Here is a 19412-nt window from a genome sequence, read left to right as displayed (position 1 = left end):
TTCAGTCCTCGCCGCGGTTCAGCTCGCTGGGCAGGTGCTGCGCCCACCAGGACAGGATGTGCTGGAACCGCGCCTTGCGGTGATGTGGAGTGCCCGTGCGCGACAGTTCGTGGTCCTCGCCCGGAAACACCAACAGCGCCGTTTCCACCCCGCGGGACTTCAGTTCCGAGTAGTACCGCTGGCCCTGCTCGATGGGGCAACGGAGATCGTTCTCGCTATGGATGACCAGCGTAGGAGTCCTCACGCTGCCAACCACGGCCATGGGGCTCTGGGCTTCCAGTTGTTCCGGGGTTCCGCCCGTGTACTCGCCTCCGAAGAACCAGCCAATATCTGCCGACCCGTGGAAACTGACCGGGTCCAGGAAGCCGCGCTCCACAATGGCGCCCTTGAATCGATGGTCGTGGGCGATGGTCCAGGCGGTGAGGTAACCACCGTAGGAGCCTCCCATGATGCCCAACCGCTCTTTGTCCAGAACCGGATACTTTCGCAGGGCTGCGTCCAGGAAGGCCAGGACGTCCTGCATGTCCACGGCGCCCATCCGTTCCTTGATGGCTCGTCCGTGAGCCTGGCTATACCCGGCCGAACCTCGGGGGTTGCACATCACCACCGCGTATCCGGCCGCGGCATAGACTTGGGCTTCGTCGAAGAACGCGCCCGTGTACTGGGCGAACGGGCCGCCATGGATGTTAAGGAGTACAGGGTGTGGTCCGGGACCGTCCGGCATGACCACCCAGCCGTGCACGGGGTTGCCGTCCTCCGCCGCCGCTTCAAGGTCCCGCGGTTCGCTGACTTGGGAATGGTTGCGAAGGTTTGCCGAGAAATCGGTCAGCAGCCGCAGTTCACCCCTGTCCAGGGAAGCAAGATCACCTACCGTAGAGGCGTCAGATAAGCTGACTGCCATTTCTCCGTTGGCCGCCACTGTTGCTCCCAACACCACGCGGGCACCGTGTACCAGCGGGATGATGCCGCCGTCCGCTGCGACCTCCAGCAGTTCAACAGTGCCCAAGGCCGTGTTCAGGACCAGGACGCTGTCCGGTCCACACGGCTGCAGGGGGCCTGAAACGTCAAGGTGCTCGGCATCGGTCAATGGCCGCGCCTCTCCCCCGCCCACGGGCATGACAAACAGCACCGTGTTCCTGGCAACGAAGTCGATCCGCGATTCGCCCAGGTCCTGGGCGGTGTAGAAAAGCCACTCGCCATTCGTCGAGACCCTCACGGCGTTGACTGTTTGCGGGCTGTGGTTGGAGGGATGAACTGCTTCGGGCTGGCCGCCTTGGACGTCCAGCCGGTAGACAGAGGCGACCAGGTCGTCGTCGTGCGTTTCATGCAGCGCGGCCACAAAGTAGAGGTGGCGGCCGTCCGGAGCGAAGACCGGGGACTCATGGTCGGCGTCGCCAAAGGTGAGCTGCCGGGCCTGGGGAATGTCCGTGAAGGCGGCCTGGCTTTGTTCGTGGGCCGCCCGTCCGCGTGGACGGAACGCCGGCTCGCCACCGAGTTCAGGTACGTCCACCACAAACAATTGCTGGCGCTGGTCAGCCGTATAGCCCAAGCCGTTCATCCGGTACTGCTTGGAAGAGATGAGGCGCGGGTCCTCGCGCCCCGCCGTGACGTCGGCCACCGTGCCATAGCGGCCCGGTTCGGGGACGCGCGACGTAAAGACGATCCGGTGCGAGTCCGGTGCCCACTCAAAACCTCCCACGCCCGCATGCTGCGCGGTAATCCGCTGCGGCTCGCCTCCCGCGGACTCCACAACGAAGAGCTGCGGTTTGCCGTCCTGGTCGCTTCGCAGGAAAGCCAGTACCAACCCGTCGGGCGAGAAGGCGGGAGCGGTGTCCCTGAAACCGCGCGTAATACGCCGGGAGTGCTTGGCAGGGTCCAACGGCACGGTCCAGAGCTGGCCGACATAGGAATCGGTGTCAAAATCCGGCCTGGTGACCGCGACGACGGCCCTGGTCCCGTCAGGGTGGATAGCGGGAGCGGAGACAGTATTCAGCAGTGGCAGGTGCTCGGGTTTCACGTGGGTGAGCCTAACCGCACACCCCGGATGCCGGGGCCTGACACTCCGTCGGCCGTAGGATTGAAGCCATGCTGTCCGATGCCATCGCCGCCCTTCGCTGTCCCGTGTGCCAGGGAATCTGCCACCTTGGCGAGGGTCCGCACCGGGCGATCCTGTGCAGCGCCGGCCACGTTTTCGATGCTGCGAAGCAGGGCTACTTCAATCTCTTGACCGGGAAGGGCACTGTCTTCGAAGCGGACTCCGCTGACATGGTGGCTGCCCGCCAGCGCTTCCTGGACGGAGGCCACTACGCCGAACTGGCCGGCACCATCGCATCCCTGGCGGCGGAAGCCATGAAGGGCCCGGATCCTGCTGTTCTTGATGCCGGGACGGGGACGGGCCATTACCTGCACGCCGTCCTGCACAAGACGCCGGCAAAAGCAGTGGGACTGGATATCTCCAAGTTCGCCCTGCGCAGGGCTGCCCGCCTGAATCCCCAGGCCGCCAACCTGGTCTGGGACATCTGGCGTCCCCTGCCCCTCGCAGACCATTCCATGGACGTGGTCCTGGTGGTGTTCGCGCCGCGGAATCCACCGGAGTTCGCCCGCGTGCTGCGTCCGGGCGGCACCCTGTTGGTGGTCACCCCACGCCCGGGACACCTAGCCGAAGCGGCGGAGCGCACCGGCATGCTGTCCATACAGGAAGGCAAAGAGGCGAAGCTGGCAGAGACCCTCTCGGAACACTTCCTGCCAGGGCGCACCATCAGCCTCGACATCCCGCTCGCGCTGGACCCGGGACAACTGGCGGACCTCGCCTTCATGGGCCCTGCGGGCCACCATCTCGATTCGCACAAGACGCCGGGAACGGCCGACGGCACGGAATCCTTGGACACCACGGCGAAGTTCCAGATCGGTATCTTCAGGAGCCGGGAAACACGGCCCTGACGTGGGACTCCGCTCCGGGCTAGGATGGAAGGACAGCGACTGTGATCCCGTCCTCGGGGTCCGGGACCAAGGGGGAACAGATGTTTGAATGGCTCGGCGAAAACTGGTGGGCTCTCTGGCTCACGGTCTTCCTCGCCTTCGCAGTGGTGGAGATGCTCACGCTCGACCTCTTCTTCATCATGCTTGGTGGCGGCGCCCTCGCCGGTCTCGTGGCGGACTTCGCGGGTGCCGACTTCTGGCTCCAGATCGTGGTCTTCAGCGTAGTCAGCCTCCTGATGATTGCCTTCGTGCGGCCCGTGGCCCTCAAGCACCTCCGCAAGGGACCCGCCGAACAGCGCACCAACGTGGACCGCCTGATTGGACAATCCGCCCTCGTTATCGAGGCTGTGAGCGGGACAAGCGGCCTGGTCAAGATCGGGGGCGACGTGTGGACGGCACGCAGTACGTCTGAGGTCATTGACCCGGGTGCCACGGTCCAGGTCACCAGGATTGACGGCGCGACGGCGGTTGTCGCCTCGACTGCCGAAAACAGCCCGCTTTAGGGCACACCAAAAGTTTCTGCTGACGGACGCGGGTTGGCCCCGCACCGTTGAGCCGCATCAAACCACTCAATTGGGGAATGAAGGAGATGTATGGACGGCCTAGGAGGAACAGCGGCAGCCATAGTGCTGGTTGTTCTTGTCATATTTGTCATCATTGTGTTGGTCCGCTCGATCAGGATTATTCCGCAGGCACGTGCCGGCGTCGTTGAACGCCTGGGCAAGTACCAGCGCACGCTCAACCCGGGACTCACCATCCTGATCCCGTTCGTGGACCGGCTCCTGCCGTTGCTGGATCTTCGCGAACAAGTAGTGTCGTTCCCGCCGCAGCCGGTCATTACCGAGGACAACCTGGTGGTGTCCATCGATACCGTCGTCTACTTCCAGGTCACTGACCCCCGGGCTGCCACGTACGAGATCGCGAACTACATCCAGGCAGTAGAGCAGTTGACCACCACGACGCTCCGTAACGTCGTGGGCGGGCTCAACCTTGAAGAGGCACTGACCTCGCGCGACCAGATCAACGGCCAGTTACGCGGCGTGCTGGACGAGGCCACGGGTCGCTGGGGCATCCGCGTGTCCCGCGTCGAGCTCAAGGCAATCGACCCGCCCCACTCCATCCAGGACTCCATGGAGAAGCAGATGCGGGCCGAGCGAGACCGGCGTGCAGCCATCCTCACGGCCGAAGGCACCAAGCAGTCGCAGATCCTTACGGCTGAGGGCCAGCGGCAGGCGGCTATCCTGGCAGCCGAAGGTGATGCCAAGGCAGCCATCCTGCGAGCAGACGGTGAAGCCCAGGCCATCCAAAAGGTCTTCGACGCGATCCACAAGGGAAATCCTGACCAGAAGCTCCTTGCCTACCAGTACCTGCAGACTCTCCCCAAGCTTGCGGAGGGCACCTCAAACAAGCTTTGGATCATTCCCAGCGAGGTAGGCGAAGCCCTGAAAGGCATCGGCGGTGCCTTGGGCGGGACCAATGGGGACTCCCCCGTCCAGGGTCTTTTCGGCGGCAGGGACGATGCCAAGGCAACGTCCGCGGAGCCGGCAGCCGAGCCTGCGAGGCCCGCGGAGTAGCACCAAGCGAATCGCGCCAGGAGCGGTCAGCCGGGAGGCTGGCCGCTCCTGGGGTTTAAGGGTTTTTGAGCGCCCGGCCCGTTTCCGCGTATAATGGGATATTTGTCCGGCTGGTTCAGCGTGGATGGAACATAAGAGCTTGGCCAGGCGTTGCAAATAGTGATGCAAGGTGTGCAGAAGTAGTCCGTGAGCGGCGAGACAACGGCTTACGGCTAGCGCAGGGTTTCCAGCCCTGCGAACAGACAGAGGGAGTAATCATGAGCGATCGCAGCCTGCGGGGCATGCGTCTTGGCGCCCAGAGCATGGAAACCGAATCCGGTGTCGAGCCGGCACCGCGCCAGCGGGTCGAGTACCGTTGCGAGGATGGCGAGCAGGTCTTCGTGACCTTTGCCGCCGAAGCCGAGATTCCCCCTGTTTGGGTTTCCAAGACTGGCAAGGAGGCGCTGCTGGTTGACGGCGAGCGTCCCGTCGACGCCAATGAAAAAGCTGTACGTACCCACTGGGACATGCTTCTTGAGCGCCGCACGCTTCCGGAACTGGAGCAAATCCTGGAGGATCGCTTGAACATCCTCCGTGAGCGCCGTGGAGAGCGCCGCTCCGCATAACGGAGCCTGCAGAGCAAAGGCCGGGCCCGGATCCCCTAGGGGGAACCGGGCCCGGCCTTTTCTTGTGGCCTGGTGGCCTCGGATTACTTGGCCGCGGCCGGCTGCTTGCCCGTGAGCTTCGCCCACCGCGCGGCGAGGCCCCACTTGGTGACGTTGATCATGGCTTCCACCACGATGTTGCCGCTCATCTTGGATGCCCCGAGTTCCCGCTCCACGAACGTGATGGGACGTTCTTCGATGCGCAGTCCAAGTTTGGCGACGCGCCAGGCGAGGTCTACCTGGAAGCCGTAGCCGACCGAGGCTACTTCATCCAGCTTGAGGGCCTCCAGGGTGCTCCGGCGGAACGCGCGGTATCCCCCGGTGACGTCCTTGATTTTGACGCCCAGCATGATCCGGGAATACGTGCTGCCAATGCGGGAAATCGCCTGCCGGTACAGCGGCCAGTTAACCACGCTCCCGCCGGGAACCCAACGGGATCCCATCGCAAGGTCGGCGCCATCCTTGATGGCATCCAGAAGCAGGGGCAACTGCTCCGGCTGGTGCGAGCCGTCTGCGTCCATTTCAACCAGGACGTCATAGCCCGCGGCGAGGCCCCATTTGAACCCGGCGATGTACGCGGCCCCCAGGCCTTCCTTGCCCTTGCGGTGCAGGACATGCACCTGGCTGTCCTCCGCGGCGATCCCGTCGGCGAGCTGTCCCGTACCGTCCGGGCTGTTGTCATCGACCACGAGGACGTCCGATTCGGGAACGGCAGCCCGAAGCCGGCCCAGTGTCTTGGGGAGCGATTCCAGCTCGTTGTAGGTGGGGATGATCGTCAGGACACGCAAGAAGAGGCCTTTCCTTGATGGAGCGGTCAGTGTGCCGGACCAGCATGGACGCTGGCGTTCTGGCGCAACTCTCCATTATAGGGTGAGGCGGCCACTGATAATTTGCGCATGTGTCAGTGCCCACATTCCCGGGCGGAGCAGCCGATGCTGTGGGCAGGTCCAACGGCCACAGTCCAGTCGATGCCCGGCGGGTGTCCTGCCGGGCGGACTGTTCTCCAAGACCGTATGGACCTGCCCACACGCGTACCGCTTATGCTACCCGGCGAGGCAACGCCGTCAACCGCCCGATGACCTGCATTGACGGGCGTTGCCCCAGTTCAGCGGGGCGGTGCTTCCGGAAAATTCTCGCGGAATCAGCCGCGCAGGGACTCGTGCGCGAACAGTTCCTGGCCTTCGCGGACCGTTTGCAAACATACGGGGTCGCTGCCGGTATCCAGGGCCGGAAGCAGTGGGGTGCGGGCACGTGGATCGGTGCTCCACGACTGCACCCGGCTGTCTGCCACTTGCACCATAAGCTCCTCGACCTCCCAGACGGCGAAGCTCGCCGGTGCGCCCGGAACCAGTTGGCCCATGAGCGGATTGCGGTGTTTGGTGGCCCGCCACCCCGCTCGGGTGTGGCCCAGGAAGGCAGCGCGCGCCGAGATGCGCTGGTCAGGATTGCTGTGTTCCAGGCAGGCCCGGATGCTTGACCATGGTCGAAGCGGAGTCACAGGGCTGTCACTTCCAAAGGTAATGGGAACGCCGCTGGCATAGAACGACGCGAAGGGATTCATGCCACGACTGCGGTCACCGAGCCGCTGCTCATAGAGCCCTCCCGGACTCCCCCACGCGGCATCGAAACCAGGCTGCACGCTGACAGTGATGGAGTACTTGGCGAGCCGGTCCACCGATTCCTGGTCGGCGAGTTCGACGTGTTCAAAACGGTGCCCGGCAGCACGGATACGCTGCTCTCCGACTTCCGCTGCGGCCGCGTCGAGCGCGTCGAGCGCGGAAGCCAGTCCGGCGTCTCCAATGACATGGAACCCGGCCTGGATACCCAGCATGGAACATGCCGCCAGATGGCTCGCCGCCTCCTCAACGGACAGGTAGAGATTGCCACGGTTTCCGGGAGCGTCGGCGTAATCGGAGGCCAGTGCTGCTGTCCGGGAGCCAATGGACCCGTCGATGTTGAGGTCGCCGGCGAGCCCCAACACCGGGGTTCCGAGGCCTTCCAGGATCTGCCGGGCGTTCTCCTCCGAGGAGGCCAGCTCACCCCAGTAGGGCAGGATCAGCGGGCTGCCGCCTTCCTCGTTCCAGGAGTTGGCCAACCGCAGATCGTCCGGCCGGCAAATATGGGGAGCGGACATTTCCGCCAGCGCCACATACCCGTTACTGGCCGCTTCGCGGAGGGCTGCTTCCTGCAAGTCCCGTCGCGTGGAATCGTCGAAGTTCCTGGACGCGCTCCTGGCCGCCGTGTGTGCCGCCCGGACCACATGGGCTGTCCCGGTAAAGCCATCAAGCCCGCCAAGGCCCGCGGCCTTGATCAGTGCGGAAGAAACGAGCGACGAATGGACATCTATCCGCGACAAGTAGACGGTCCGGCCCCGGGCTGCCCGATCAAGCTCTTCCACGGTGGGCAGCGTGGAATCGGTCCACGTGGTTTCATCCCACCCGTGGCCCAGGATGGCAGCCGTGCCGGGCACTGCGGCAACGGCGTCGAGGACGTCGCGGGCTGACCGCGCACTACCTAGCTGCAGTCCGGACAGAGCCACGCCCGTTTCGGTCAGGTGGACATGCGAGTCCACGAAGCCCGGGGCGAGCAGGGCACCTCGGAGATCGATGATCGCCATGGTGCCGTCCGCGATGGACGCAGCAGCCTGCTCGGAGCCGACCCATGCCACAGTGTCACCGTCCACCACCATGGCCGTGGCAAAAGGATCCGCCGCCGTGTAGATGGATCCGTTGCGGTACATGGTGACCTTGGGTTTGCCGGCAGGCGCGCCTGGTTGGTTCATTCGCTGAACTCCTTGGGAAAGACGGTAATGAAATCGAAAAAGACGTCAGGCGACCGTGGAGTACGCCACGACGCCACGGCGGACCAAGTCGATGGACTCCCGGCAGATGCGGGCCAGCCGTGGGTCCAGCTGGGGAATCTTCGCCAACTGGTCCAACAGGTCCACCACCTGCTTGGCCCAGCGTACAAAGTCACCGGCCGCGAGGTCCGTCCCATTGAGCACATCCTGGAGGTGCCGGCCCTTGGCCCACTTGTACATGGGCCACATGAGGCCCAGTTCGGGTTCCGCCGTCAAGGGGAGCCGGTTTTGTTCCTCGGTGTCCTCCAGGCGCGACCATTCACGGACCACGATGTCCACGGCGGTCTCCAGGGAAATGGAAGGCATTTTGGGCCGCAGGCCCCGGTCTTCGCGCTTGGCCTGGTACACCAAGGTAGTGGCAAAACACGCCATCTCCGCGGCGTCGAGGTCGTTGATTGCACCTTCCCTGATGGCTTGCGAGATGAGCAGGTCCTTCTCGCCATAGATCCTGCGAAGACGCTGGCCGTCGGCACTGATGGTGACCTTTCCGGCGTCGTTCGCTTCCAGGTAGCCGTACGAGGACAGGACATCGCACACACGGTCGAAGGTCTTGGCAATCGTGTTGGTCCTGCCTTGGATCTGGCGGACCAGCCCGTCAGTCTCCTTCCGCAGTTTCCACCAGCGCTCTGACCAGCGGGCGTGATCCTCACGTTCGCTGCAGCCGTGGCAAGGATGCGCGCGGAGATTCCTGCGAAGCTCGGCGATCCGTTTCTCCTGCTCCTGCGTCCGGGAACCCAGGCCGAAGTCCTCATGCCTGCTGTTGCGCCGCTTGGGAGCATCGTCGCTGACGGCGTGGCGCATGGACGCTGCGAGGTCGCGCCGGGCCTTCGGCAGCTTGGCATTGAAGGACTTGGGAATCCGGATCCGGGTCACCGGGGACACCGGCGCATCCACGTCATGTGCGCCGATACGCCGCAACTGGTTGTCCGAGGTCAGGATGGCGGGCCGCGGTTCACGCGCGTTGGGGTCGGCGTCAAGCACGACGGCGAACCCCGCCAACCTGCCGCTCGAAACGCTGATGACGTCCCCGGGGATGAGACGGGTCAGGGAATCGGACACCCTTGAACGGCGGGCCCGCTGGTTGTCCCGCGCCGCGAACTGCTCAGCATCGCCCAATTCCCGCCGCAGCCGGGAGTATTCGCCGAAGTCACCGAGATGGCATTCCATGGACTTGGCGTAGCCGGCCAGCGATTCTTCCCTGCCGCGGACTTGCCTGGCGAGGCCGACTACGGAACGGTCGGCCTGGAACTGCGCAAAAGAGGACTCGAGGATTTCCCGTGCCCTGGTGCGCCCGAACTGGGCAATCAGGTTGATGCTCATATTGTAGGTTGGCCTGAAACTCGAATTCAGGGGGTAGGTGCGGCGCGAAGCCAGTCCCGCCACGGCTGCCGGATCAGTACCGGGTTGCCACAGGACTACTGCGTGTCCCTCGACATCGATGCCGCGGCGCCCGGCCCGCCCCGTCAACTGGGTGTACTCCCCTGCCGTGATGTTGACGTGGGCTTCCCCGTTGAACTTTTCAAGCTTTTCCAGGACGACGCACCGTGCAGGCATGTTCACGCCCAGCGCCAGGGTTTCGGTGGCGAAAACAGCCTTGACCAAACCGTCCGCGAAGAGCTTCTCCACCACCTCCTTGAAGGTGGGAAGCATCCCGGCATGGTGGGCCGCGAAGCCCCTGACCAGGCCGTCGCGCCAGCCCCAGAAACCCAGGACGTCAAGGTCGTCGGCCGGAATCTCCCGGCTGGCCTCGTCCACACGTTGGGCAATGATCTGTTGCTCACGTTCGGTGGTCAGCCACAATCCAGAGGCCGCACACTGTGCGACCGCTGCGTCACAGCCGGCCCTGGAGAAAATGAAGGTGATGGCGGGCAGCAGGTCTTGCCGGTTCAGGCTGTCGATGACTTGGGGCCTGCTGGCCTTCCGGACAGGACTGCGCTGTTCTGTGTTGCGGTCCTCCCGTTGCCTGTCCTGGCGACGCCGGCTGCGTCCGCCGTGGCCAAAGCGGCCGCTGAAGTTCATGCGGCTTTCCGAACGCGCCATGGCCAGGAGTTCGGGGTTTACCTCGAACTCCTGCCCCGACAGGGCCTGCCGGACTTTGCCTCCTGCTTGCTTGGACGGTTTGGCGAGGCTTGCAGCGCGTTCCTCAGCGGCGTCTTCCGACTCGTCCAGGTCCGGGACCTCGGAATCGGGAATGGGCGGGGCAATCTCGTCAAAGGACGTGTCGCCCGCAAAGAGGTCCACGATTTCCCGACCCACCATGACATGCTGCCAGAGCGGAACAGGCCGATGCTCGGACACGATGACGTCCGTATCTCCGCGGACGGTGTCCAACCAGGCACCAAACTCCTCGGCATTGGACACTGTGGCGCTCAGCGATGCCACCTGGACTTCGCTGGGCAGATGGATGATCACTTCTTCCCACACGGCCCCGCGGAACCGGTCGGCGAGGTAGTGCACCTCGTCCATCACCACGAAGCCAAGGTCACCCAGGGTTTCCGAATCGGCGTACAGCATGTTCCGGAGCACTTCGGTGGTCATGACCACCACCGGCGCCTCTCCGTTGATGGTGGTATCACCGGTCAGCAGGCCAACGTTGGCCGCCCCGTACTTGGCAGCAAGTTCAGAGAACTTCTGGTTGCTCAGCGCCTTGATGGGAGTGGTGTAGAACGCCTTCAAACCCCGTTGCAGCGCAAGATAGATGGCGAACTCACCAACGATTGTCTTACCCGCGCCGGTGGGTGCCGCCACGAGGACGCCCCGGCCCTCTTGGAGGGACCGGCACGCCTCACGTTGGAAGTCGTCCAGGTCGAAATCAAGGGAACGTGCGAAAGCGCCAAGATACGTCTTGGCTTCGGCCGTCCGGTTGGCTGCCGCCTGGTAGCGGTCTGATGGTGACGGAGACCCGGAGATGGAGGACATGCATCAAGCCTAGTGGCCGGAGGTCTACAGATTCTCCAGATCCGATGCCGAGGTGGCTATGTCCGCCGTGGCTTCCGTCTCAGCAGCCCGCTTGACGGCACGGCGTTCGCGCCGCCGGTCGTTGAAGATGCAGACGCCAATGGCTGAGAAGAACAGCACCAGCAATGGTCCTGCGAGGAGGAACATCGACAAGGCATCAGCGCCCGGTGCGGCAACGGCGGCCAGTACGAAGACCAGGAACACCGTGATCCGCCAAGCCTTCAGGATGGTCTTTCCCGAAACCAGGCCTGCCATGTTGATCCCAACCAAGACCACCGGCACAAGGAAGGCCAGACCGAGGAACAGAATCATGCGGGTGACGAAGTCGATGTAGTCGCGCGCATCAATAATGTTGGCAACGCCGGAGGGAGTGAACTGCGTAAGGGCCCTGACCACCTGCGGCGTCACAAGCCAACCAACCCAGACCCCGGCAAGGAAGAGCGGAACAGCCGCAGCCATGAAGCCCAGCGTGTACTGGCGCTCTTTCTTGGTCAGGCCGGGAGTGATGAAAGCCCACAATTGATAAATCCATATCGGGCTGGAAATCACCAGCCCGATCAGGATGGAAATCTGAAGCTTGAAATCAAAGGGCGAAGCAATGCTGTTGAAGTTGATGGTCGCAATTGCACCCGTATGCCCGGCGATTGAATCGACCGGAGACTTCAATGCTTCGAGAACCGGGTCATAGAGGAACCAGCCGCCAACGGCAGCAGCCACTACACCGATGGCAGCCTTAATTAGGCGGTTCTTGAGCTCTTTGAGATGGTCGAGCAAGGCCATCCGGGCTTCGGGATTGGCTTTGCGCCCTTTCGTCGCTACCACACTTCTTCTTAGACGCGGTTGGATGGCGGAACGTCAGTTTCGCCGCTGTTCTTGGACTTGGCGTCCGGGTGATCCACAACCCTGCCCTCTACGGCATCGGCATCGCTCGCAGAGTCCTTGGTCTCCGGCTTGCCGTCATTCTTCATTTCTTTGACCTCGGACTTGATGATCCGCATCGACTGTCCGAGGCTGCGCGCCATCGCTGGCAACTTAGGAGCGGCGAACAGCAGAAGAGCCACGATGATGATGATGACGATCGGCCAGGGCCCGTCAAATAGTCGTCCCATTGGGGAGGTCCTTTCCTTTTGGATACATCCTACGTCTATCTGAATTCTATGTCGTGCAGGGATTGGGGTTGGCCCCGCTCGGCTTTGCGCTGGACGCGCCGTTGGCGACGAACTTCCTGGCGGAAGGCTTTGGCCGTCAGGTAATCATGACGCATCTGCTCGGGCGAGGCAAAAACGGCAGAACCGGGCACCGACCTCTCGGACGTCCCGTCCACATCGGAGGTTTCCGTTGTTGGCGAAATGTTGCTGAAACGTTTACCCGCCTCGCCCAATTCGCGCACGGTAGCCATGAATTTCCGGAACAAACGGAAGCCCAGGGTGACATGCAAAAGCAGCGACAGGGCTATGAGCGCGATCCACAACAGGATCCAAAACCACCAAGGCATCTGAGTAGTCTAGCCAGCCGGGCTGGAAGTCGTGGCGCCATACTGCGCCAAGGCGGATTCAAGCCAGGCCCGCGAAGCTTCCCTGAGCGGCCCGGGATCCAGGATCCGGGCTGTTCCACCGTGCTGGGCTATGAACATGGGCAGCCACTCCGGACTGCCGAAGCGCACTTCGGCGAGCAGACCGCCGTCGGGCAGTTGAGCCGTGCGCACCGCATAGTAGTCGTCGGCAAGTCCGGCGCCCTGGCGGGTCAGCTGCAGCACTACCAAGGCGTCGTCGTCACTGGGAGTGAAGAGACGTGCCGGCACATCAGCATCCGGAACCGCCTTCCGCGACACCGGCCGCCCGTTGGGCTCCAGCGACTCCACCCTGTCCAGCCGGAAGTTGCGGAGTCCTGATTTGCTGTGGCAGTAGGCCTCGAAATACCACGTATTGTCCATGGAGAAGAGGCGGAGTGGATCCACGTCCCGTTCACTGACTTCATCCCGCTGCAAGGACAGGTACCGCAGGCGGAGTTGCCTGCCGTCCCGCAAGGCTTTGGTCACCGTGGCGAAGGCCTCCGACTGCTCGGGCTCCACAGAGGCTCCGGCCACTGCCCCTGCCAGTCTTCCAGCCTCGCCCGCGGCACCTGCCAACTTGAGCGTGACCGATTCAAGGGCGCTGCCCGCATGGTCTTCTTCAACACCGGCCAAGGCCGGCAGGTCTCCCAGCATGGCCAATCCCGTCAACAGCGCCGCGGCTTCTTCCTCACTGAATCGCACGGGACGGTTCAGATCCAGGTGTTCGGTGATGTACACGTGGTCGTTTTCCCACTGGATGTCCAGCAGGTCGTCCGGATAGCCTTCCGGCAGCCCGGAACAGATCAGGATCTTCAGATCGTCGATGAGGGCCTTGCGGGTGACCCCAAAGTGGTCTGCGACCTCCTGGATATGCAGCCCCTGGTGGTGTACCAGGAACGGCACCAGCTGCAGCATCCGGGTGAGCTGGTCCTCCGAGGTCCGTTTCCGCGCCCGGACAACCGGGGCGGAGGCGGGAAACTCAACGGCAACAGGTGGGGCGGCATCAAAGGCGGCCGCACCCTGTAGGCGACGTACGACGGCGGCGCGCAACCCGGCAGGCTCCCTCACCATGACGTGCGGCCCGTAGGAGGCCAGCTCCTCGGCCAACTTCTCCGGATCCCGGAAGGCGATCCGGAGTGTGTCGCGTCCGTTGGTGCCGGACATGGCCGAGCCGCGCTTCCGAAGGTCCAGCAACCGTCCCGCGTCCACGTCGAGGTGCGCTTCCTGGAGTGGAAGTTCCGTGAGGGAATTGAGCTCTGCCCTTGCATCGAAACCAGCGGGTGGGTCGAACCGGCTGGTGGCCATGACCGTGACGGCGGTGGTCATCCTGGACAAACGGAAGAACCTCTTCGCTGTCCGTCCGCGATCCAGGCCCACCAGATACCACTGGCCGAAGCGGCTGCCGAGGCCCCACGGTTCAACCTCACGGGTTTCCTCCCTGTTGGTGCTGCCGGCGAGGTAGCCAAAACGGATGGCCTGGCGTCCGTGCATGGCCGCCACTACGTCATCGAATGCCTGGCCCGCAGGCTTGACGCGCGGCTGGACTCCGGAAGGGAGCTCCGTGTCCGCGAACCCGCCTGCGGCCTGCAGCTTGCGCACGGCGTTCACCGCGGCATTCCCGAGGGCTGCACGCTCCCAGAGCTGCGAAGCCAGGAGAAGGACCGTCCCTTCAGCCGGGGTGAGGCTGACCTCGGGAAGCCTGTTCGAATCCTTCCCGATCCGGTATCTGGTTGAGGCGGGGTCATCCTCACCGAAACCGGTGTCCATCAGCGTCTCTATATCGAAGCCAAACTGCTTCAAGTCCACCTTGTCACGTTCGAACATGCGCCCAAAAGCCGCGTCATTCTCAGCGGAGCCACGGTAGACCGTCTCGCGCAGGACTGCGCGGCTCAACCCTACTTTGGTGTTGAGCAGGGCCAGGAGCAGGTTCAGGAGGCGTTCAGTGCGGGATGCGGACACTCTTGCTACGTTACTAAACACCCGTCGAAAAACAGCAAGGCGCGTCACCTGCCGGCTGAACCGGAGGTGACGCGCCTTGTGGTTTTGGTTCGCCTAGCGGACGGCTACGAGGTCCACGACGAAGATCAGGGCCTCGTTGGGCTTGATGGCTCCACCAGCACCGCGCGAGCCGTAGGCAAGCTCGGAGGGGATCTCGAGGCGGCGGCGGCCGCCAACCTTCATGCCCAGCAGTCCCTGGTCCCAGCCCTGGATGACCTGGCCTACGCCGACGCGGAAGTCCAGCGGTGCACCACGGCCCCAGGAAGCGTCGAACTCTTCACCGGTGGACCAGGCCACGCCAACGTAGTGCGTGGAAACGGTGTCTCCGGCCTTCGCCTCGGCGCCCGTGCCTTCGATGATGTCGGTGATGCGCAGTTCCGTGGGGACCTCGCCCTCAGGGAAGTCGATCTCCGGCTTGGTGCGGTCGTAGTCGCGCTGTCCAAATGACATGGTTGCTCCTTGAAGTAGTCGGGTGTCAGGTTCCAGCCTAAGCCAGTGCCCGTCGTGCTGGCTCCTGTTACTTGACGCCGAGGATATCCACGACGAAGACGAGGTCGCCCTTGGCCTTGCCGGATCCTTCCGCGCCGTACGCGAGGTCCTGCGGGATGACCAGGAGTACGCGGGAACCAACGGTCTTGCCCGCCAGGCCCTGCGTCCAGCCCTTGATCACGCCGGACAGGGGGAAGCTGGCAGTCTTTCCGCTGTCAAAGCTGGAATCAAACTTCTCACCGCCAACGAGATTAACGCCCACGTAGTTCACGGTCAGCGTGTCCGTGGCCTTGACGGCCGCGCCGGTGCCCTTGATCAGGTCTTGTGCGATGAGCTCCTTGGGAGCCGCGACGCCGTCCACGGAGATCTCGGGGATGCCCTTGTCATTTTCCTTGACGGTGGGCAGGCCTGCCGGAGGAGTGACGGTTTCGCCCTCAGGCTTGTCGAGGGCCTTCGGAGTGTCCTTGGCGGAGAGCAGCTTCATGACCAGCAGTTGCGTGGTGGCCGCTTCTCCGCCGCTCGCTTGGGTAGGTGCAGCAATGGCCACTTGCGACCCCACTTTCGCGCCAACTATGGCGTTGTACACCGCTGCGTTGCCAGTCTTGAAGTCATCACTCAAGCTAAGCGTCAAAGGTCCACTCGCGTAGGTGTCCTCGATGGTCTTGCCATCCGTGCCGTCAACGGCGACGTATGCATACTCAGCCGTCTGGCCGGCCTTGATGGTCTCTCCGCCGCCCTCGTCAACAACCTTGACGGTGGGTTCGGTGACGGCCAGGGGCTTGGTGAAGTCGAGGCCGGGTGCTTTGTCGTCACCGTTGTCGGACACCTTCAGCGAAGAGAGCTTCGAGACATCGCCCGTTGACTGGCTGGTGGGCTCGGCAGCCGGTGTGCTTCCTCCTCCCCCACAGGCTGTCATGAGCAGAAGGGCAGGAATCAGTATTGCTAGGAGTCGTCGCACAAAAAGACACTTTCGTCGGGACAGAGGACATTCGGAATCGCAGGCAATCGCGGGGCGCGCTGCGTCCGATCAGGTGCCTCTTTGGAAAGAGACCAACATCCAGAGTAACCGGCGAAGCTGGGAGTCAGCTCATAGAGTCCAGCAGGGCGTCCACCCTTTCGTCCACGCTGCGGAAGGGATCCTTGCACAGGATGGTCTGGTGGGCACGGTCGTTGAGCTTCAGGTGAACCCAGTCAACCGTATAGTCGCGTCCAAGTTCCTGGGCGCGGCGGACAAAATCCCCGCGCAGTTTGGCGCGCGTGGTCTGCGGCGGAGCGTCCACTGCGTCCTTGACCTCGGTCTCCGTGACCAAACGGCGGGCAGCACCGCGTGACTGGAGGAGGAAGAACAGTCCGCGTTGGCGGGAGATGTCGTGGTACGTCAGGTCCAACTGGGCGATCCGGGGCGAATCGAGGCTGAGATCATGGCGGCGCATGTAACCGTCCATGAGCTTCTTCTTGATGGCCCAGTCCACTTCGGTGTCGATCGAACTGGTGTCACCGCTTTCGATGGCATCCAATGTGCGGGTCCAGAGGTCGAGGATCAGGGGGACATGGGGGTTGTGCGCACCATTGGCGGCCACGAACTCCGTCACTTTGCCCAGGTATTCACGTTGGATGTCCAGCGCGGAAAGTTGCCTGCCGTTGGCCAAACGGACCAAGGCCCGGCCAGTCAGGTCGTGCGATATTTCGCGGATGCTCCGTATCGGGTTCTCCATGCGCATGTCCCGCATGATGACTCCGGCCTCGATCATGCGAAGGATCAGGTCCACGGTGCCCACCTTGAGGAGGGCCGTGGTCTCGGACATGTTTGAGTCGCCGACGATCACGTGGAGGCGGCGGTAGAACTCGGCATCGGCATGGGGTTCGTCGCGGGTATTGATGATGGGACGCGAACGGGTGGTCGCGGATGAGACCCCTTCCCAGATGTGGTCGGCACGCTGGGAAAACGCAAAGGTGGCGCCGTGCGGTGTCTTGAGGACCTTGCCGGCACCGGCGATCAACTGCCTGGTCACCAGGAAGGGAATCAGGATTTCGGCCAACCTGGAGAACTCTCCCCTACGGGGAATGAGGTAGTTCTCGTGGCTGCCGTAGGAATTGCCGGCGGAATCGGTGTTGTTCTTGAACAGGTACACCGTTCCGTTGAAACCTTCGGCGGCAAGCCGCGCCTGTGCTTCATCGACGAGGTCGTCGAGGATCAGCTCCCCCGCCCTGTCGTGGGCGATGAGCTGGGCGAGGTCGTCACACTCGGCTGTGGCGTACTCCGGGTGCGAACCAACGTCCAGGTAGAGCCGCGATCCGTTGGTCAGGAAGACATTGGAGGACCTGCCCCAGCTGACCACTTTGCGGAACAGGTAGCGGGCCACTTCTTCCGGAGCCAGAGGCCGGGAGTCAGGGCTCGAATACGAGATTCCGAATTCGGTTTCTATGCCGAAAATCCGTTTGTCCATCTCAGGCCTCCTCAGTGATCAATTGCGCCATGTCCTCAGGGAGAAGGCGGCGGAAAGACCTCCGCGTTCCCCTGCTGCTCTCCGAGGCCCTGTGCAGGACAGCGGCCTCCACGGCGGTAGCAGGAAGACTTTCAACGTCCTTGTCCGCGGCCAGCGCCCGAAGCGCCAATCTCATGGCGCCGGCGAAGTCCAGTTCGGGATCCCAGGAACCCCGCACCACATCCGAGATTTGCTCGGCCACGCCACCCATCACTACGAAGCCATTTTCGTCCGCGATGGAACCGTCGAACGTCAGCCTGTACAGGTGGTCTTTGTCCTGGCGCAGCCCTACCTCGGCCACCGCGAGTTCAACCTCGAAAGGTTTCTGTTCAGCGGTGAACACGGCACCCAGGCTTTGCGCGTAGACACTGGCGAGCCCACGGGCCGTCACATCTTCACGGTCGTAGGAATAGCCCCGCACATCGGCATACCGCACACCTGCCTGCCGGAGGCTCTCGAACTCGTTGTACTTGCCCACTGCCGCAAAGGCGATCTTGTCGTAAATTTCGCCGATCTTGTGCAGGGAGGGTGAAGGGTTCTCTGCCACGAGAGCGATGCCTTCCGAGCAGGAAATCACGATCACCGACCGGCCCCTTGCGATGCCTTTCCGGGCGAAGTCCGCCCGGTCCTTCATCAGCTGTTCAGGCGAAACGTAGAATTGCTGCGTCATGTCAGGCCTCCCGTCCGGCGATGGCCCGCGATTCGACGATGGCCGAGGAAATCACAGCGAGGTCCCTTTCAGGAACCCGGCGGTGGCCCGCCCGGTTCACGGCATAGATCACGGGATACAGCTGGCGGACCGGATCCGGGCCACCCGTTGCGGAATCGTCATCCGCGGCGTCGTACAGGGCTTCGACGGCTACGGCCACCGCCGCTTCCTCGGAGAGATTGGGCTTCCATAGTTTTTTCAAAGCCCCGCGGGCGAAGACCGAGCCAGAGCCAACAGAGTGGTGCTCGTACTCCTCGTAACGCCCGCCCGTCAGGTCATAGGAGAACAGCCGCCCGGTAGCTGAGACGTGGTCGAAGCCGGCGAAGAGCGGTATGACGGCCATGCCCTGCATTGCCATGGGCAGGTTGCCGCGGATCATGGCGCCCAGGCGGTTTGCCTTCCCCACGAGGCTGAGGAGGGTGCCCTCGATCTTCTCGTAGTGTTCCAGTTCCACCTGGAAGAGGCGGGTGATGTCGATGGCGAGGCCTGCAGTGCCTGCAATTCCCAGGACGGAGTATTCGTCCGCCGGGAAGACCTTCTCGATATGGCGGCTGGCAATGACATTGCCCATGGTCGCGCGCCGGTCGCCGGCCATGAGGACTCCCCCGGCATACGTCATGGCCACGATGGTTGTGGCATGCGGCGCGGCGGGAACGGCGCCCGCCGGAAGGGATTGATTGAAGGGAAGAAGTTCGGGACGCGAGCGTTGGAGATGCTCCGTGAATGAAGACGTTGCCTGGGTGGCCAGGGGGCCGATTGATGGGTCCTGCATTGCTGCACTCCTTCGACTCGCGTTCCAATGCCCGGCGGCCTCTCGCCGAACGGGCTCTACATCCTGTGTCCGGGACCGGTTACTGGCCGCCCTTTTGGACGAATGCCCTGACGAACTCTTCGGCGTTCGATTCGAGCACGCCGTCAATTTCGTCGAGGAGGTCGTCCACGCCCTGGGTAGCGTCCGAAGCCTGGGCTTCGGGCGCCGCAGGCGGGGCCTCCGGTACGTCTACCTCGGCCTCGGTGTCCCGCGACTGCGGTTGCTGTTGCTCCTGACCTGCCATTTTCTTTCTCCCTACTGTCAGTCCCCCATATGGGGACTTCCTACTGCCATACTGCCACGCTGCGGGCTGCCGTGCCCGGCTTTGCCGGACCACCATTTTTGCCGTGCC

18 protein-coding genes are annotated in these 19412 nt (G+C 63.3%); 4 read left to right on the top strand and 14 right to left on the bottom strand.

The window, feature by feature from the left end; genetic code table 11:
• Window position 1: 1 nt before the first annotated feature.
• Window positions 2-2017, bottom strand: coding sequence for a prolyl oligopeptidase family serine peptidase (locus tag ACIPY3_RS08575; RefSeq protein ID WP_400332518.1), 2016 nt, complete (start codon window positions 2015-2017; stop codon window positions 2-4).
• 68 nt (window positions 2018-2085) lie between these two features.
• Here ACIPY3_RS08575 and ACIPY3_RS08570 point away from each other — a divergent pair, with 68 nt between their 5' ends.
• The 4 genes from ACIPY3_RS08570 to ACIPY3_RS08555 all read left to right on the top strand — a co-directional run bounded on the left by ACIPY3_RS08570 (window position 2086) and on the right by ACIPY3_RS08555 (window position 5158).
• Complete coding sequence (locus ACIPY3_RS08570) at window positions 2086-2940, top strand: methyltransferase domain-containing protein (protein WP_400332515.1); 855 nt, start codon at window positions 2086-2088, stop codon at window positions 2938-2940.
• Window positions 2941-3020: 80 nt separating this feature from the next.
• Entirely contained in the window at window positions 3021-3482 is a 462-nt protein-coding gene (locus ACIPY3_RS08565; protein WP_400332513.1) for an NfeD family protein, read from the top strand.
• A 90-nt stretch (window positions 3483-3572) separates the two neighbouring features.
• Window positions 3573-4553 (top strand): SPFH domain-containing protein, encoded by a 981-nt coding sequence (locus ACIPY3_RS08560; protein ID WP_400332510.1) that lies wholly within the window; start codon window positions 3573-3575, stop codon window positions 4551-4553.
• Between the two features lie 257 nt (window positions 4554-4810).
• Entirely contained in the window at window positions 4811-5158 is a 348-nt protein-coding gene (locus ACIPY3_RS08555) for an RNA polymerase-binding protein RbpA (protein WP_397321881.1), read from the top strand.
• Window positions 5159-5241: 83 nt separating this feature from the next.
• On the opposite strand, the gene ACIPY3_RS08550 is transcribed toward ACIPY3_RS08555, so the two are convergent.
• From ACIPY3_RS08550 to ACIPY3_RS08490, 13 genes are all read right to left on the bottom strand, one after another.
• A complete protein-coding gene (locus ACIPY3_RS08550) occupies window positions 5242-5985 on the bottom strand; it encodes a polyprenol monophosphomannose synthase (protein WP_400269490.1) in 744 nt (247 codons plus the stop codon).
• Window positions 5986-6338: 353 nt separating this feature from the next.
• Window positions 6339-7979, bottom strand: a complete 1641-nt coding sequence (locus ACIPY3_RS08545) for an amidohydrolase (protein ID WP_400332507.1) — start codon at window positions 7977-7979, stop codon at window positions 6339-6341.
• A 45-nt stretch (window positions 7980-8024) separates the two neighbouring features.
• A complete protein-coding gene (locus tag ACIPY3_RS08540) occupies window positions 8025-10976 on the bottom strand; it encodes a DEAD/DEAH box helicase (RefSeq protein WP_400332504.1) in 2952 nt (983 codons plus the stop codon).
• A 24-nt stretch (window positions 10977-11000) separates the two neighbouring features.
• Window positions 11001-11795: a twin-arginine translocase subunit TatC gene (tatC, locus tag ACIPY3_RS08535; protein WP_400332501.1), complete on the bottom strand. Its 795-nt coding sequence runs from the start codon at window positions 11793-11795 to the stop codon at window positions 11001-11003.
• A 50-nt stretch (window positions 11796-11845) separates the two neighbouring features.
• On the bottom strand, window positions 11846-12124 hold the full coding sequence (gene tatA, locus ACIPY3_RS08530; RefSeq protein ID WP_400332498.1) for a Sec-independent protein translocase subunit TatA: 279 nt from the start codon (window positions 12122-12124) through the stop codon (window positions 11846-11848).
• 35 nt (window positions 12125-12159) lie between these two features.
• Entirely contained in the window at window positions 12160-12510 is a 351-nt protein-coding gene (locus ACIPY3_RS08525; protein WP_400332496.1) for a hypothetical protein, read from the bottom strand.
• 9 nt (window positions 12511-12519) lie between these two features.
• Window positions 12520-14526, bottom strand: a complete 2007-nt coding sequence (locus ACIPY3_RS08520) for a helix-turn-helix transcriptional regulator (RefSeq protein WP_400332493.1) — start codon at window positions 14524-14526, stop codon at window positions 12520-12522.
• A 93-nt stretch (window positions 14527-14619) separates the two neighbouring features.
• Window positions 14620-15015, bottom strand: a complete 396-nt coding sequence (locus tag ACIPY3_RS08515) for an FKBP-type peptidyl-prolyl cis-trans isomerase (protein ID WP_397321868.1) — start codon at window positions 15013-15015, stop codon at window positions 14620-14622.
• 67 nt (window positions 15016-15082) lie between these two features.
• Window positions 15083-16012, bottom strand: a complete 930-nt coding sequence (locus ACIPY3_RS08510; RefSeq protein ID WP_400332490.1) for an FKBP-type peptidyl-prolyl cis-trans isomerase — start codon at window positions 16010-16012, stop codon at window positions 15083-15085.
• Between the two features lie 124 nt (window positions 16013-16136).
• Window positions 16137-17501: a Pup--protein ligase gene (gene pafA, locus ACIPY3_RS08505; protein ID WP_397321866.1), complete on the bottom strand. Its 1365-nt coding sequence runs from the start codon at window positions 17499-17501 to the stop codon at window positions 16137-16139.
• A 1-nt stretch (window position 17502) separates the two neighbouring features.
• Window positions 17503-18210 carry a proteasome subunit alpha gene (prcA, locus tag ACIPY3_RS08500; RefSeq protein ID WP_400332487.1) on the bottom strand — a complete coding sequence of 236 codons (708 nt, stop codon included), beginning with the start codon at window positions 18208-18210 and terminating at the stop codon, window positions 17503-17505.
• 1 nt (window position 18211) lies between these two features.
• A complete protein-coding gene (prcB, locus tag ACIPY3_RS08495) occupies window positions 18212-19021 on the bottom strand; it encodes a proteasome subunit beta (RefSeq protein WP_400332484.1) in 810 nt (269 codons plus the stop codon).
• Between the two features lie 79 nt (window positions 19022-19100).
• Window positions 19101-19304 carry a ubiquitin-like protein Pup gene (locus ACIPY3_RS08490; protein ID WP_400332481.1) on the bottom strand — a complete coding sequence of 68 codons (204 nt, stop codon included), beginning with the start codon at window positions 19302-19304 and terminating at the stop codon, window positions 19101-19103.
• Between the last annotated feature and the right edge of the window lie 108 nt (window positions 19305-19412).

It is taken from the genome of Paenarthrobacter sp. NPDC089714 (genome assembly GCF_044748905.1).
In the GTDB taxonomy this organism is placed as follows: Bacteria; Actinomycetota; Actinomycetes; order Actinomycetales; family Micrococcaceae; genus Arthrobacter.
Note: the sequence above shows the minus strand (reverse complement) of the source record. Positions and strands in the feature narration are given on the sequence as shown.

What these genes read in the sequence shown, in the direction of transcription:
- ACIPY3_RS08570 (WP_400332515.1), top strand. Translation starts at nt 2,086, where the DNA reads ATGCTGTCCGATGCCATCGCCGCCCTTCGCTGTCCCGTGTGCCAGGGA.
- ACIPY3_RS08565 (WP_400332513.1), top strand. Translation starts at nt 3,021, where the DNA reads ATGTTTGAATGGCTCGGCGAAAACTGGTGGGCTCTCTGGCTCACGGTC.
- ACIPY3_RS08560 (WP_400332510.1), top strand. Translation starts at nt 3,573, where the DNA reads ATGGACGGCCTAGGAGGAACAGCGGCAGCCATAGTGCTGGTTGTTCTT.
- ACIPY3_RS08555 (WP_397321881.1), top strand. Translation starts at nt 4,811, where the DNA reads ATGAGCGATCGCAGCCTGCGGGGCATGCGTCTTGGCGCCCAGAGCATG.
- ACIPY3_RS08545 (WP_400332507.1), bottom strand. Translation starts at nt 7,979, where the DNA reads ATGAACCAACCAGGCGCGCCTGCCGGCAAACCCAAGGTCACCATGTAC.
- ACIPY3_RS08540 (WP_400332504.1), bottom strand. Translation starts at nt 10,976, where the DNA reads ATGTCCTCCATCTCCGGGTCTCCGTCACCATCAGACCGCTACCAGGCG.
- tatC (WP_400332501.1), bottom strand. Translation starts at nt 11,795, where the DNA reads ATGGCCTTGCTCGACCATCTCAAAGAGCTCAAGAACCGCCTAATTAAG.
- tatA (WP_400332498.1), bottom strand. Translation starts at nt 12,124, where the DNA reads ATGGGACGACTATTTGACGGGCCCTGGCCGATCGTCATCATCATCATC.
- ACIPY3_RS08525 (WP_400332496.1), bottom strand. Translation starts at nt 12,510, where the DNA reads ATGCCTTGGTGGTTTTGGATCCTGTTGTGGATCGCGCTCATAGCCCTG.
- ACIPY3_RS08515 (WP_397321868.1), bottom strand. Translation starts at nt 15,015, where the DNA reads ATGTCATTTGGACAGCGCGACTACGACCGCACCAAGCCGGAGATCGAC.
- pafA (WP_397321866.1), bottom strand. Translation starts at nt 17,501, where the DNA reads ATGGACAAACGGATTTTCGGCATAGAAACCGAATTCGGAATCTCGTAT.
- prcA (WP_400332487.1), bottom strand. Translation starts at nt 18,210, where the DNA reads ATGACGCAGCAATTCTACGTTTCGCCTGAACAGCTGATGAAGGACCGG.
- prcB (WP_400332484.1), bottom strand. Translation starts at nt 19,021, where the DNA reads ATGCAGGACCCATCAATCGGCCCCCTGGCCACCCAGGCAACGTCTTCA.
- ACIPY3_RS08490 (WP_400332481.1), bottom strand. Translation starts at nt 19,304, where the DNA reads ATGGCAGGTCAGGAGCAACAGCAACCGCAGTCGCGGGACACCGAGGCC.